At 59.0% G+C, this 12,482-nt stretch carries 14 protein-coding genes; 11 read left to right on the top strand and 3 right to left on the bottom strand.

The window, feature by feature from the left end:
- Positions 1–101: 101 nt before the first annotated feature.
- Together G5179_RS14990 and ubiU are read right to left on the bottom strand one after the other, a co-directional pair.
- Positions 102–974, bottom strand: coding sequence for a U32 family peptidase (locus G5179_RS14990; RefSeq protein ID WP_421258642.1), 873 nt, complete (start codon positions 972–974; stop codon positions 102–104).
- Between the two features lie 11 nt (positions 975–985).
- Entirely contained in the window at positions 986–1,981 is a 996-nt protein-coding gene (ubiU, locus tag G5179_RS14985; protein ID WP_421258641.1) for a ubiquinone anaerobic biosynthesis protein UbiU, read from the bottom strand.
- A 189-nt stretch (positions 1,982–2,170) separates the two neighbouring features.
- On the opposite strand from ubiU, the gene ubiT reads away from it, so the two are divergent.
- Complete coding sequence (gene ubiT / locus G5179_RS14980; protein ID WP_421258640.1) at positions 2,171–2,704, top strand: ubiquinone anaerobic biosynthesis accessory factor UbiT; 534 nt, start codon at positions 2,171–2,173, stop codon at positions 2,702–2,704.
- Here ubiT and G5179_RS14975 read toward each other — a convergent pair.
- Positions 2,657–3,073: a hypothetical protein gene (locus G5179_RS14975; protein ID WP_421221510.1), complete on the bottom strand. Its 417-nt coding sequence runs from the start codon at positions 3,071–3,073 to the stop codon at positions 2,657–2,659. The two genes, ubiT and G5179_RS14975, sit on opposite strands and share 48 nt — an antisense overlap.
- 188 nt (positions 3,074–3,261) lie before the next feature.
- Between G5179_RS14975 and trmJ the strand changes: the two genes are divergently transcribed.
- The 10 genes from trmJ to pepB (G5179_RS14925) all read left to right on the top strand — a co-directional run bounded on the left by trmJ (position 3,262) and on the right by pepB (G5179_RS14925) (position 12,223).
- The gene (trmJ, locus tag G5179_RS14970) at positions 3,262–3,984 is read left to right on the top strand and encodes a tRNA (cytosine(32)/uridine(32)-2'-O)-methyltransferase TrmJ (protein WP_337072071.1); all 723 of its coding nucleotides are present in this window, start codon (positions 3,262–3,264) and stop codon (positions 3,982–3,984) included.
- A gap of 92 nt (positions 3,985–4,076) precedes the next feature.
- Positions 4,077–4,580, top strand: a complete 504-nt coding sequence (iscR, locus tag G5179_RS14965) for a Fe-S cluster assembly transcriptional regulator IscR (protein ID WP_026035025.1) — start codon at positions 4,077–4,079, stop codon at positions 4,578–4,580.
- Between the two features lie 53 nt (positions 4,581–4,633).
- On the top strand, positions 4,634–5,848 hold the full coding sequence (locus G5179_RS14960; RefSeq protein ID WP_013723838.1) for an IscS subfamily cysteine desulfurase: 1,215 nt from the start codon (positions 4,634–4,636) through the stop codon (positions 5,846–5,848).
- 41 nt (positions 5,849–5,889) lie between these two features.
- Complete coding sequence (iscU, locus tag G5179_RS14955) at positions 5,890–6,273, top strand: Fe-S cluster assembly scaffold IscU (RefSeq protein WP_005333813.1); 384 nt, start codon at positions 5,890–5,892, stop codon at positions 6,271–6,273.
- Between the two features lie 15 nt (positions 6,274–6,288).
- Positions 6,289–6,612: an iron-sulfur cluster assembly protein IscA gene (gene iscA / locus G5179_RS14950; RefSeq protein ID WP_005333812.1), complete on the top strand. Its 324-nt coding sequence runs from the start codon at positions 6,289–6,291 to the stop codon at positions 6,610–6,612.
- A gap of 118 nt (positions 6,613–6,730) precedes the next feature.
- Positions 6,731–7,249, top strand: coding sequence for a co-chaperone HscB (gene hscB, locus G5179_RS14945; RefSeq protein ID WP_005351031.1), 519 nt, complete (start codon positions 6,731–6,733; stop codon positions 7,247–7,249).
- Between the two features lie 28 nt (positions 7,250–7,277).
- Positions 7,278–9,125, top strand: coding sequence for a Fe-S protein assembly chaperone HscA (gene hscA / locus G5179_RS14940; RefSeq protein ID WP_421258639.1), 1,848 nt, complete (start codon positions 7,278–7,280; stop codon positions 9,123–9,125).
- Between the two features lies 1 nt (position 9,126).
- Complete coding sequence (gene fdx / locus G5179_RS14935; protein ID WP_005333808.1) at positions 9,127–9,465, top strand: ISC system 2Fe-2S type ferredoxin; 339 nt, start codon at positions 9,127–9,129, stop codon at positions 9,463–9,465.
- 173 nt (positions 9,466–9,638) lie between these two features.
- A complete protein-coding gene (gene pepB / locus G5179_RS14930; RefSeq protein WP_421258638.1) occupies positions 9,639–10,943 on the top strand; it encodes an aminopeptidase PepB in 1,305 nt (434 codons plus the stop codon).
- The gene (gene pepB / locus G5179_RS14925) at positions 10,940–12,223 is read left to right on the top strand and encodes an aminopeptidase PepB (RefSeq protein WP_421258637.1); all 1,284 of its coding nucleotides are present in this window, start codon (positions 10,940–10,942) and stop codon (positions 12,221–12,223) included. Before pepB (G5179_RS14930) ends, pepB (G5179_RS14925) begins: the two co-directional genes overlap by 4 nt.
- The last annotated feature ends 259 nt before the right edge of the window (positions 12,224–12,482 follow it).

The following is a 12,482-nucleotide window of genomic DNA, read 5'->3' as shown; positions in this document are numbered from 1 at the left end:
CCCGATGCGGTACATAGGGGGTTCTGAGTAGAGAAATGCTAGTTGAAAATGTGTAAACCTATTTCAGGACTAGACAATTATCTTATGTTTTGCCCTTGGGCTTATTCCACCAGGCTCATGCCGGGGATCTGGCGCCAGTAGCCGTTGCAGTCGCTTCCTTGCTGCAAGGAGAGGGGAGCCTGGCCCTGCCGGTTGGCTTTGAAGCGGGCCAGCATCTCCAACGTATTCATCCCTTGCGGCGAAAGCCTGACCACATCTACCAGACCTTCCATACCAGCCAGCTCGTTACCCAGGTTATAGCAGTAACCGGACTGGGTCTGGATCCCGTTGAGATTGAACACCCGCTGCCCCTCGCGGCTGTTGGCCAGTCGTCCGGTGGGGTAGTTGATGCAGGCGAGCTCGCAGTTGTCTTTCGGTTTGTCGAGGGAGCGGGCGGTGAAGCAGCGCGCCGAGTAGGCGAGCGGCAGATGGCCGTAGGCAAACACCTCCACCTCAAATTGGTCGCGCAGGGGGCCCAGATCCTGATTGAGCTGGATCAGCCAGTCACGGGAGAGCTCCACCGGCATGACCCAGCGTTTCATCCCCTGTTTGAGCAGCATGCGCAGCACATCGGCGTTATAGGCGTTGATGGCGGGGCCACAGACGAAGGGGATCCCAGCCTCCCAGGCGAGTTGTACCGTACCGAGATCGTTGGCTTCGACCATAAGATCGCCATTGTCGACCAGCCGCTTCACCTCCTTGAGCTCGGAAGGGGCGGAGATAAGGGCGAGGGTCGAGAGCACCACCTGCTTGCCGGAGCTGGCCACCTGACGGGCCAGCGCAATCCAGTCATCGACTTTGAGTTCGCGCCGCTTGCTGCAAACGGTCTCTCCCAGATAGATGACGTCGGCCTGACTGTTGGCGGCGGCATGGTAAAAGGCTTCGGTATCGGCTTTGGGCCAGTAGAAGAGCAGAGGCCCGAGAGAAAATTGCATGGGTGGACTCCTTATTGCCACTGACGATGGTAGGCGCCGAGGGTAGTCTGGCTACCTTCGGAGACGCGGGCGAGCTGGGCATCCCACTCAGCTTTGACCTGATAGGCCTCGGGATTGGCCTGATAGGCATCGATGGCCGCACGCCAGACCCGGGTCACTTGCTCCACATAAGCTGGGCTGCGTTGGCGTCCTTCAATCTTGACCGACTGGATCCCTGTCTTGAACAGCTCGGGCAGGAGACCCAGGGTATTGAGACTGGTGGGCTCTTCCAGCGCGTGGTAGGTCTGGCCATCCACGTCGAAACGCCCCTTGCACAGGGTCGGGTAACCGGCATTTTCGCCCGGGCCATAGCGGTCGATCAGCACCTCGTTGAGCCGCGACTCGAGGCCGCTCGGGGTTTCTTCCCAATGGACGAACTTGGCCGGTGAGCAGGCGCCGACGGTGTTGGGACTCTCGCCAGTCATGTAGGAGGAGAGATAGCAGCGCCCCTCGGCCATGATGCAGAGGCTGCCAAAAGCGAATACCTCAAGGCCAACATCGGTCTCGCGGGCCAGCTGCTTGACCTGATGCATGGAGAGCACCCGGGGCAGCACTACCCGTGTGACATTGAATTGCTGCTGATAGAAGCGAATGGCGGCGGCATTGGTGGCGCTGGCCTGCACCGAGACATGGAGTTCCATCTCGGGGTAGTGGCGGCTGGCATATTCCAGCACGGCGAGATCGGCGATGATTAACGCATCGGCGCCGAGGGCCACCCCGCGATCAACCGCCTGTTTCCATCGAGTATCGGCCCCGGGATGGGCAAAGGTATTGATGGCAATATGCAGCTTGCGACCATGTTGATGCACATAATCCACCGCCTTCTCCAGTTTGCTGTCGGTAAAGTTGAGACCGGCAAAGTGGCGGGCATTGGTGTCATCCTTGAAACCGATATAAACGGCATCGGCCCCGTTATCCACGGCGGTTTTCAGTGCCGGCAAACTGCCTGCCGGACAGAGTAATTCCATTGGTACGCTCCGAGAGTGCATATGAAGGGCAAACGAGCCCTGATTGTATGCAGCCATGCACTCCCGCTTTTTGACCTGAGGCAGCTTTGTGTGGCTTTACCCTTCTTGAGGTAACCCTGCACAAGTTTGATTTCCAACAGGATCTTGCCACTCTCCCTGTGTTTGAATGCGCAAAAAAGGGAGTCTATCGTGTTTCAACAACTGCAACACCGCCTGGTCGAACAGGCTCCGCGCTTCTTGCGCCATCCCCTCAAGCTGGTTCCCTTCAATCTGCAAAAGCAGCTGATGGAGAGTTTGCTGGCCCGGGTATTCAAAGAGGCTATCGAAGATGGCGATTTCGAGTTTCTGGCAGACAAGTGGCTGAAAGTCGAAGTCTCTGATCTGGAGTTGTGCTGGTTTATCAGTGAGCAGAATGGCCAGCTGGTGGTGGCTCGCGAGTGTGACAAGGCCGATGTCTGCTTCAGCGGTACCGCCAACGACCTGATCCTCATCGCTGGTCGCAAAGAGGATCCGGATTCGCTCTTTTTCCAGCGCAAGCTGAAGATAGAAGGGGATACCGAACTGGGTCTTGAGGTGAAAAACTTGATGGACAGTCTGGATCTCGATGGTTTACCAAGCCTGATGAAGTATCCCCTGATGGATCTGGCGACGTTTATCGAACGCGCCCGTACCGCGTCAGCGCAGGCTCCGGTGCAGACGGCGCCGGGCGGGATCCCGTCTTAAGTGGGCAATCACCCCATGGGCATGGCGACGATAATTGTGCCGTGCCCAGAGGCAACGACAGGCCCACAGACAGGGCACCAAGGCGATGAGTGCCGCAGGGGCGGGCAGCTGTGACATGGCCAGCCCCGCAGCCAGCCAGATAAAGGGTTGCGCTTCATACAGCCACTCCGGCTGTAGCCAGCGTTTGCTTGGAAAGATAATCAGGTCGGTACGCCGGTAACTGGAGCGCATCATCCAGGTCACCGCTCCGGCGATAAACAGCAAGGCGCCTGCAAACCAGAGCAGGGGCTGTTCACTCAACGTAATAATGGCAATGGCTGCCAGCAGGTAGAGGCTGGGCAATCTCTCATAGATAAAGGGAGGAAGCATGGCGTTGTGTCTCCTGTGCCGTTTATCGGATATCCATCAAGTTTAGTCCCCCCCCTCTCACTTCCCTCATGCTGGTTTGTTATACAAACAGGTGGTTTTGTTCTGAAATGGCTCGGCTTTTACGGTGCCAACATTGCGTACTCTTATGTTACAATTGCGCGCCATTTTTGACTGAAGATTGACTAGGCATGTTGGATCAGATTCGTATCGTTTTGGTAAACACCTCTCATACCGGCAACATGGGGTCTGCGGCACGCGCCATGAAGACCATGGGGTTGACCCAGCTGGTATTGGTTGATCCGCAAGCCTTGCCGGATGACAATGCCTTCGCCCTAGCGGCTGGTGCCAGCGATGTGCTTGCAAATGCCCGTATCGTCCCGACACTGGACGACGCGATCGCCGATTGTGGTCTGGTGATTGGCACCAGCGCCCGCTCTCGAACCCTGAGCTGGCCGATGCTCGATCCCCGTGAGGCCGGCGAAAAGTCGGTGGTTGAGGGGATGCAGCACCCGGTTGCGTTGGTGTTTGGTCGTGAGCGCACCGGTCTCACCAACGACGAGTTGCAAAAGTGCCACTACCACGTGGCCATTCCGGCCAATCCTGATTACAGCTCTCTCAATCTGGCCATGGCTGTACAGACCCTCTGTTACGAAGTGCGGATGCGCTGGCTGCAGGGGCAGGCCGCCGAGCTTGAAGATGAGATGGCCTATCCGAGTGCCGCCCAGCTGGAAGGGTTTTATCAGCACCTGGAACAAACTCTGATGAAGACCGGTTTTATTGCTGATGATCATCCGGGTCATGTGATGAGCAAGCTGCGTCGCTTGTTCAATCGGGCTCGGCCGGAAGCGGCGGAGCTCAACATTCTGCGCGGTATTCTGACCTCGGTGCAGAAAGCGCGCGTACCGGATTAATCCGACTGATTTACTCAACCATATACTTGACTGATTTGGTCGGGTATGTGACCATGTGCCCCATTAAATTGCTTCGCAAGACGGTAAGGCACATGAGACTGACTTCAAAAGGACGTTACGCTGTAACCGCCATGCTCGACGTGGCGCTGCATGCAGAGCAGGGGCCCGTCCCCCTTGCCGATATTTCCGAGCGCCAGGGCATCTCGTTGTCCTATCTCGAGCAGCTCTTTGCCCGCCTGCGTAAACATGGTCTGGTGAGCAGTGTGCGTGGCCCAGGCGGTGGTTATCGCCTCGGGTTGGCCCCAGGCGAGATTTCGGTTGGTCAGGTGATCACCGCGGTCGATGAGTCGGTCGATGCCACCAAGTGCCTCGGCAAGGGCGGCTGCCACGGTGGTACCCAGTGCCTGACGCACTCCCTGTGGCGCGATCTGAGCGAGCGGATCTCCAGCTTCCTCGGGGATATCACCCTGGCCGAGCTGGTACGCCAGGCCGATGTACGCCGGATTGCCGGCAAGCAAGATGAACAAATGAAGACCGTGTTGTCCCTGGTTGATCGGGCAGAACACGGCGATGTGAGCTTGAAAGTCCAACTATAAACGTGCTTTCCACAGCGGGACTCTGTATGACCCCGACTGTGACGGAGAAAAACATGAAACTGCCTATTTACCTTGATTATTCGGCAACCTGTCCGGTGGACCCGCGTGTCGCAGAAAAAATGATGCAGTGTCTCACCATGGATGGCCTGTTCGGCAATCCGGCTTCCCGTTCTCACCGCTTTGGCTGGCAAGCCGAAGAGGCGGTGGATCTGGCCCGTAATCAAGTGGCAGATCTGATCGGTGCCGATCCCCGCGAGATCGTCTTCACTTCCGGTGCGACCGAATCCAATAACCTGGCTATCAAGGGTGTTGCCCACTTCTATGCCAGCAAGGGCAAGCACATCATCACCTCCAAGACCGAACACAAGGCGGTGCTCGATACCTGTCGCCAGCTGGAGCGTGAAGGGTTCGAGGTGACCTATCTTGAGCCGATGCCCAACGGCCTGTTCACTATCGAGATGATCGAGAATGCCATGCGTGATGACACCATCCTGGTCAGCATCATGCATGTGAACAACGAAATCGGCGTGGTTCAGAACATTGCCGCCATCGGCGAGTTGTGCCGTTCCCGCAAGATCCTGCTACACGTGGATGCCGTTCAGAGTGTGGGCAAGATCCCGGTCGATGTGGAAGCGCTGAAAGTGGATCTGCTCTCCGTCTCTGCGCACAAGGTGTATGGTCCGAAAGGGATCGGTGCGCTGTTTGTTCGCCGCAAACCCCGCGTTCGTCTGGAAGCTCAGATGCATGGCGGTGGCCACGAGCGCGGCATGCGTTCCGGTACTCTGCCGACCCACCAGATCGTCGGGATGGGCGAAGCTTTCCGCATCGCCAAAGAAGAGATGGTGAGTGAAGGCGAGCGTATTTTGGCACTGCGCCAGCGTCTGTGGAATGGCATCAAGGATATTGAAGCCGTCTACATCAATGGCGATCTTGAGCAGCGTGTTCCGGGCAACCTCAACGTCAGCTTTGCCTATGTGGAAGGGGAATCCCTCATCATGGCGCTGAAAGATTTGGCGGTCTCTTCCGGTTCGGCCTGTACCTCCGCCAGCCTGGAACCTTCCTATGTGCTGCGCGCACTGGGCCTGAACGACGAGCTGGCACACAGCTCCATCCGTTTCAGCATGGGTCGCTTCACCACCGAGGAAGAGATTGACTACGCGGTCAAGCTTATTCGTGACTCCATCGGTCGTCTGCGCGAGATGTCCCCTCTGTGGGAGATGTACAAAGACGGCGTCGATCTGAACACGGTCGAATGGGCTCATCACTGATCTATCTGGTCAGTGAGCAACAGAATTAGCAGGAGTGAGATATGGCTTACAGTGAAAAAGTAATCGACCACTACGAGAATCCTCGCAACGTCGGTGGTTTCGACAAGAATGATCCCAGCGTTGCAACCGGCATGGTCGGTGCGCCCGCCTGTGGCGACGTGATGAAGCTGCAATTGAAGATCAGCGACGAAGGCATCATCGAAGATGCCAAGTTCAAGACCTACGGCTGCGGTTCCGCCATCGCCTCCAGCTCTCTGGTGACCGAATGGGTCAAGGGCAAGACCCTGGACGAAGCGGCTGGCATCAAGAACACAGATATCGCTGAAGAGTTGGCCCTGCCACCGGTGAAGATCCACTGCTCCATTCTGGCTGAGGACGCCATCAAGGCCGCCATCGCCGATTACAAGCAGAAGAAAGGTCTCTAAGCGCCGGAGAGCAGTATGGCTATTACCATGACAGATGCCGCCGCGGCACGGGTTTCCTCTTTTCTGGCTAACCGGGGCAAGGGCATTGGCCTGCGCCTCGGCGTCAAAACCACCGGCTGCTCCGGTTTGGCCTACGTGCTTGAGTTCGTTGATGAACTGACCGATGAAGATCAGGTGTTCGAGCAGCAGGGCGTCAAGATTATTGTTGATGCCAAGAGCCTGATCCATCTGGATGGCACCGAGCTGGATTTCGTCAAGGAGGGCCTCAACGAGGGCTTCCAGTTCAACAATCCCAACGCCAAAGGCGAGTGTGGTTGCGGCGAAAGCTTCAGTGTCTGAGTTTTTTGACGTCAATGATCCTTCGTCTGTGGTTGAGCGGGTTGTCCATGACCCGTTCAACCACATCTCATTTGCCAAGGGCGAGTGAGGTTGTGGCGAACGTTTCCAAGAGGTTTGCATGAATCATTTCGAGCTGTTTGGGCTGGTTGAAGGCTTCGAGCTCGATACCCGTCAGTTGGCTGATACCTACCGCCAGCTGCAAACCCAATTCCATCCTGATCGTTTTGCCACCGCCCCCGAACGGGAGCAGCTGGCTGCGGTGCAACGTGCCGCCCAGATCAACGAAGCATTCACCACCCTCAAGGCGCCGCTGCGCCGTGCCGAATATCTGCTCTCCCTGCGTGGCACCGATATCCGTGGTGAACAGCAGACCCTGCAAGATACCGCGTTTCTGATGCAGCAGCTGGAGTGGCGCGAGCGTCTGGCCGATCTGAAAGATGACGCAGACCCTGAGCGCGCCATCAAGGATTTTCGCAGCGAGATCAGGCATGATCACCAGATGTTGATGCAGCAGCTGACCGAGTCTCTTGCCGCCGGCAGAGATCTCGTTGCCGCTGATTGCGTTCGCAAACTCAAGTTTGTCGACAAGCTCCTCGAAGAGCTGGAACGATTCGAAGACTCGCTTCTCGAGTCTTGATCCTTTAACGCTGGAAGTTTCATTACCCATGGCATTACTGCAAATCGCCGAACCCGGCCAGAGCGCTGTTCCTCATCAGCACAAACGTGCCGTCGGCATCGATCTCGGCACCACCAACTCTCTCGTCGCTGCGGTTCGCAGCGGTCACGCTGATACTCTTTGCGATGAGCAAGGGCGCGACCTGCTCCCGTCAGTGGTGCACTATCAAAGCGACGCCATTCGAGTGGGGATTGATGCCAAGCGCGAAGCGGCACTCGATCCTCACAACACCATCGTCTCGGTCAAACGGATGATGGGCAAGGCGCTGGCCGATATCGATACCCGCCAGCAGCCCTACCAGTTCATCGCTGCCGACAATGGCATGCCGCAACTGCAAACCCGTCAGGGGCTGGTCAATCCGGTACAGGTCTCGGCCGAAATTCTCAAAAAGCTGGCCGAGCGTGGCGCCCAGACACTCGGGGGCGATCTCGATGGCGTGGTCATTACCGTGCCCGCCTATTTCGATGATGCCCAGCGTCAGGGCACCAAGGATGCGGCCCGTCTGGCCGGTCTGCACGTGCTGCGGCTGCTCAACGAGCCGACCGCGGCCGCGATTGCCTATGGCCTTGACTCCGGTCAGGAAGGGGTGATCGCGGTTTACGATCTTGGGGGGGGGACCTTCGATATCTCCATCCTGCGTCTGCATCGCGGTGTGTTTGAAGTGATGGCGACCGGCGGCGATTCTGCCCTTGGCGGCGATGACTTCGATCACCTGCTGGCGGACTGGATCAAGGAGCAAGCGGGCCTCTCCGGCGAGCTGGATGCCCATCTGCAGCGCGAGCTGCTGGATGTGGCCGCTGCCGTCAAACACGGTCTGACCGATGCCGAGCAGGTGGCGTGCACCTTTGCGGGCTGGCAGGGATCAGTGAGCCGCAGCCAGTTTGATGAGCTCATCACCCCGCTGGTGAAACGGACCTTGCTGGCTTGTCGCCGCGCCCTGCGCGATGCGGGTCTCGAGCAGGTGGAAGTGCTGGAAGTGGTGATGGTCGGTGGTTCCACCCGAGTGCCGCTGGTGCGTGAACTGGTGGGCGATTTCTTCCAGCGTGCGCCGCTGACCAGCATCGATCCGGACAAGGTGGTCGCCATTGGCGCCGCCATCCAGGCCGATATTCTGGTGGGCAACAAGCCCGATGCCGAGATGCTGCTTCTAGACGTTATCCCCTTGTCGCTGGGTCTGGAGACCATGGGTGGCCTCGCCGAGAAGGTGATCCCGCGCAACACCACCATTCCGGTGGCTCGCGCCCAGGAGTTCACCACCTTCAAGGATGGTCAGACCGCCATGGCCATTCACGTGGTACAGGGTGAACGCGAGTTGGTGGCCGATTGCCGCTCCCTGGCCCGCTTTACCCTGACCGGTATTCCGCCGATGGCAGCCGGCGCCGCCCATATTCGCGTCACCTTCCAGGTGGATGCGGATGGTCTGCTCTCGGTCAGCGCCATGGAGAAATCCTCCGGCGTGCAGGCCGAGATCCAGGTCAAGCCCTCTTACGGGCTGGCGGAGCAGGATATCCTCAACATGCTGAGTGCCTCCATCGAGAATGCCCAGCAGGATATGGATGCCCGCATGCTGGCAGAGCAGCAGGTTGAAGCCGACCGTGTGGTCGAGAGTTTGAATGCCGCGCTGGCTGCCGATGGCGATGCCCTGCTCAATGCTGCCGAGCGTGCCGAGATTGATGCCGCCATCGCCCATCTGCTGACCATGCGCAACAGCGGCGCAACCCATCAAATCAAAGAAGCCATTGAGGCAGCCGATGCTGTCAGTGGTGAGTTTGCAGCCCGCCGGATGGACGCCTCCATCCGCAAGGTGCTGACCGGACAAAACGTCAACAAGGTGTAATATGCCAAAACTGATCATTCTTCCTCATCCCGTACTCTGTCCGGATGGCGCCGCCCTCGAGGGGCAAAGCGGCGAGACCATTCTGGATGTGGCGCTGCGCAACGGTATCGAAATCGAGCATGCCTGCGAGAAATCCTGTGCCTGCACTACCTGCCACTGCGTGGTGCGCGAGGGCTTTGACTCGCTCGAGCCAAGCGACGAGCTGGAAGACGACATGCTGGACAAGGCGTGGGGGCTGGAGCCGGAATCCCGTCTTAGTTGCCAGGCAAAATTGGCGGACGAGGATCTGGTGGTGGAATTGCCCAAGTACACCCTGAACCTTGCCTCTGAACGCCATTAATTACACATGAGTGAATTGCACGTGCAGCATCCTGTGGTGCTTCAGTGATATGGTGGAAGGCCGTGACCCTCGGGGGCACGGCCTTTTTTGTATTCGTTATTCTCTCTTTGCCAATAAGCTCTTTCCCATAAAGAGTGCTTATACATAGTGCCAGTAAAAAGGAAGCAAACACGATGGCTGACATGATGAAGGTAGCGTTATCCACCCAGGCTGCGGCCGCCTATTGGGGCGAGGGCGCCCAGCTCAGTTTCAATGGCGACGAGGCTCTGATCCATCTTGGTGCCGCCGGTCAGCAGAAGGATGTTCTGCGCACCGTTCAGCGCGCCGCCCGTCGCCTCGAATCGAGCGGGATCAAGCGGGTGACGCTGGTCGGTGAAGGCTGGGATCTGGAGCGTCGCTACGCGTTCGCCCAGGGGTTCTACGCCGCCAAGGGAGCGCGTGAACTGGATTTTGGCCAGCAGAGCGACGCGGAAGCCCGTGAACTGGATGCGCTGCTCAAGGCTGCTCGCTGGGTACGTGACATCACCAATGGCTGTCCGGAAGAGATCTACCCTATGAGTCTGGCGGAATCGGCCCTGTTGCTCATTCGTGGTATCGCCGGGGATCAGGTTACTGCCCGCATCACCGCCGGTGAAGCGCTGCGCGAGTCCGGCCATATCGGGATCTGGTCGGTTGGCCGTGGCAGCGAGCGCGAGCCTGTGCTGCTGGAGCTCGACTACAACCCGACCGGTGATCGCAATGCACCCGTGGTGGCGGCGCTGGTGGGCAAGGGGATCACTTTCGATTCCGGTGGCTACTCCATGAAGTCCTCTGACAACATGCTGCCGATGAAGTCCGATATGGGCGGTGCCGCCATGGTGACCGGCGCGCTGGCGCTGGCTATCAGCCGCGGTCTGAACCAGCGGGTGAAGCTCATTCTCTGCTGCGCCGAGAACCTGGTCTCCGGCCACGCCTTCAAGCTGGGTGACATCCTCACTTACAAGAATGGGGTTTCGGTCGAGATCCAGAACACCGATGCGGAAGGTCGTCTGGTGCTGGCCGATGGCCTGATGGCGGCCTCCGACAGCGGTGCGGCTTATATCCTTGACGCAGCCACCCTGACCGGCGCCGCCAAGATGGCGCTGGGGCGCGACTACAATGCGGTGTTTGCCCTCGATGAGATCGAACAGCAGCGTGCGCTGGCCGCCGCCAAGGTGGAAAACGAGCAGGCGTGGGCGCTGCCGCTGGAACCTTGGCATGCCAGCCAGCTCACCTCGGCCTTTGCCGATCTGGGCAACGTCGCCTCGGCAGAAGGCACGGCCGGTGCCACCACGGCTGCTGCGTTTCTCTCCCGCTTCGTGCGCGATGAGGGCAAGGGCTGGGTGCACCTGGATCTGGCGGCTTCTTATCAGAAATCGGGCAACGATCTCTGGGCGACCGGCGCCAAGGGGCACGGTCTGCGCACCATCGCCCGCTGGCTGCAGGAGGTGACCGCATGAATGTCTGGTTAAGTCGTGAATTTGCACCGGCCGAGTGGGGGGAGGGGGCGCTGCTCTCTCACCGCGCCGACGGCATGGTGATCCATCTGGTGACGGCCAATCCGCTGCTCGATATCCAGCAGGCGGCCCGTCGCCTCTGCCAGCAGGGGATCCAGAAAGTGACCCTAGCTGGTCACTGGGAGCGTGAACAGCAGTGGGCTTTTGCCCAAGGGCTGCAAACCCCCAAGGCGGAGGTGCAACTGCAGTGGGCCATGTCCTCGGAAGAGGACAGAGAGGAGCTGGAAGCGCGTTGGCTCTGCGGCCGCTGGGTGCGCGAGATGACCAATGCCACCCCGGAGCAGTTGGGCCCGCTGGAGCTGGCGGTGGAAGCGGCCTCCTTTATTACCGAGCTGGCGCCGGACAAGGTGAGTCATCGCATTTTGAAAGGCGAAGCGCTGCAACAGGCGGGCTGGGTCGGCCTCTATCAGGTGGGCCGCGGCAGTGCGCGCGAACCGGTATTGCTGGAGCTCGACTTCAACCCGGGGCGTGACCCCAAGGCGCCGGTAGCGGCAGCGCTGGTGGGCAAGGGGATCACCTTTGACTCCGGCGGCTACTCCATGAAGAGCTCCGAGGGGATGCTCACCATGAAGTGCGACATGGGTGGTGCGGCGATTGTCACCAGTGCGCTGGCGCTGGCCATGTTGCGCGGGCTCGACAAGCGGGTGAAGCTGATCCTCTGCTGCGCCGAGAACCTGGTCTCCGGCCACGCCTACAAGCTGGGCGACATCCTCACCTACAAGAACGGCACCACGGTCGAGATTGTGAATACCGATGCCGAGGGACGGCTGGTGCTGGCCGACGGCCTGCAACTGGCGAGCGAGTCCGGTGCACCGCTGATCATCGATGCCGCGACCCTGACCGGCGCAGCCGTGATGGCGCTGGGTGGGCGCTACAATGCCCTGTTTGGCCTCGATAAAGGGCTGGTAAGCCGGGCCATGACCTATGCCGATGCCGAGCATGAGCCAGCCTGGCCGCTGCCGCTGGAGCCCTGGCACCGCCAGCAGTGCCCTTCCCATTACGCCGACACGGCCAACAGCCGTCCGGTGAAGGGGGGCGGGCCGGGTGGCGCCTCCAACGCGGCGGGTTTCCTCTCCCGTTTCGTTGCCAACGAAGGGATGGGCTGGTTGCATATCGATCTGGCCGCCTGCTTCAGTGACAACGGCGATGCCCTCTGGGCGCCGGGGGCCAATACCCTGGGGATGCGCACCATAGCGCGGGCCTTGCTGGCGGAAGCCAAATAGGCGAGACAAGGCACCTTCGGGTGCCTTTTTCATGCTGTTCGAATTGTGAACAAAAGATGGGGTTTTGGCGGCTTAAGGTAACTATCGTGCGCAAGCGCACATATTTTCCGGCTCTGCTCGGTCAAGATGAGTGTGGATGTTGATTGCAAGGGAGTGATGTTTAATAAAAAGTTGCTTGTTTGTGTGTTTTTCCGGTTTTTGTTTACGTATAATCGCCAGCGAACATGGATTCTAACAATAAAACTCTGTAGTTAAGGAA

The sequence above is a fragment of the Aeromonas sp. 600886 genome (assembly GCF_049174935.1).
Classification (GTDB): Bacteria; Pseudomonadota; Gammaproteobacteria; order Enterobacterales; family Aeromonadaceae; genus Aeromonas; species Aeromonas veronii_A.
This window is presented reverse-complemented; position numbering and strand designations above follow the sequence as displayed.

Bases quoted from the DNA above. Each gene is read 5' to 3' on its own strand.
- G5179_RS14990 (WP_421258642.1), bottom strand. From the start codon at position 974: ATGCAATTTTCTCTCGGGCCTCTGCTCTTCTACTGGCCCAAAGCCGAT.
- ubiU (WP_421258641.1), bottom strand. From the start codon at position 1,981: ATGGAATTACTCTGTCCGGCAGGCAGTTTGCCGGCACTGAAAACCGCC.
- G5179_RS14975 (WP_421221510.1), bottom strand. From the start codon at position 3,073: ATGCTTCCTCCCTTTATCTATGAGAGATTGCCCAGCCTCTACCTGCTG.
- trmJ (WP_337072071.1), top strand. From the start codon at position 3,262: ATGTTGGATCAGATTCGTATCGTTTTGGTAAACACCTCTCATACCGGC.
- iscR (WP_026035025.1), top strand. From the start codon at position 4,077: ATGAGACTGACTTCAAAAGGACGTTACGCTGTAACCGCCATGCTCGAC.
- G5179_RS14960 (WP_013723838.1), top strand. From the start codon at position 4,634: ATGAAACTGCCTATTTACCTTGATTATTCGGCAACCTGTCCGGTGGAC.
- iscU (WP_005333813.1), top strand. From the start codon at position 5,890: ATGGCTTACAGTGAAAAAGTAATCGACCACTACGAGAATCCTCGCAAC.
- iscA (WP_005333812.1), top strand. From the start codon at position 6,289: ATGGCTATTACCATGACAGATGCCGCCGCGGCACGGGTTTCCTCTTTT.
- hscB (WP_005351031.1), top strand. From the start codon at position 6,731: ATGAATCATTTCGAGCTGTTTGGGCTGGTTGAAGGCTTCGAGCTCGAT.
- hscA (WP_421258639.1), top strand. From the start codon at position 7,278: ATGGCATTACTGCAAATCGCCGAACCCGGCCAGAGCGCTGTTCCTCAT.
- fdx (WP_005333808.1), top strand. From the start codon at position 9,127: ATGCCAAAACTGATCATTCTTCCTCATCCCGTACTCTGTCCGGATGGC.
- pepB (WP_421258638.1), top strand. From the start codon at position 9,639: ATGGCTGACATGATGAAGGTAGCGTTATCCACCCAGGCTGCGGCCGCC.
- pepB (WP_421258637.1), top strand. From the start codon at position 10,940: ATGAATGTCTGGTTAAGTCGTGAATTTGCACCGGCCGAGTGGGGGGAG.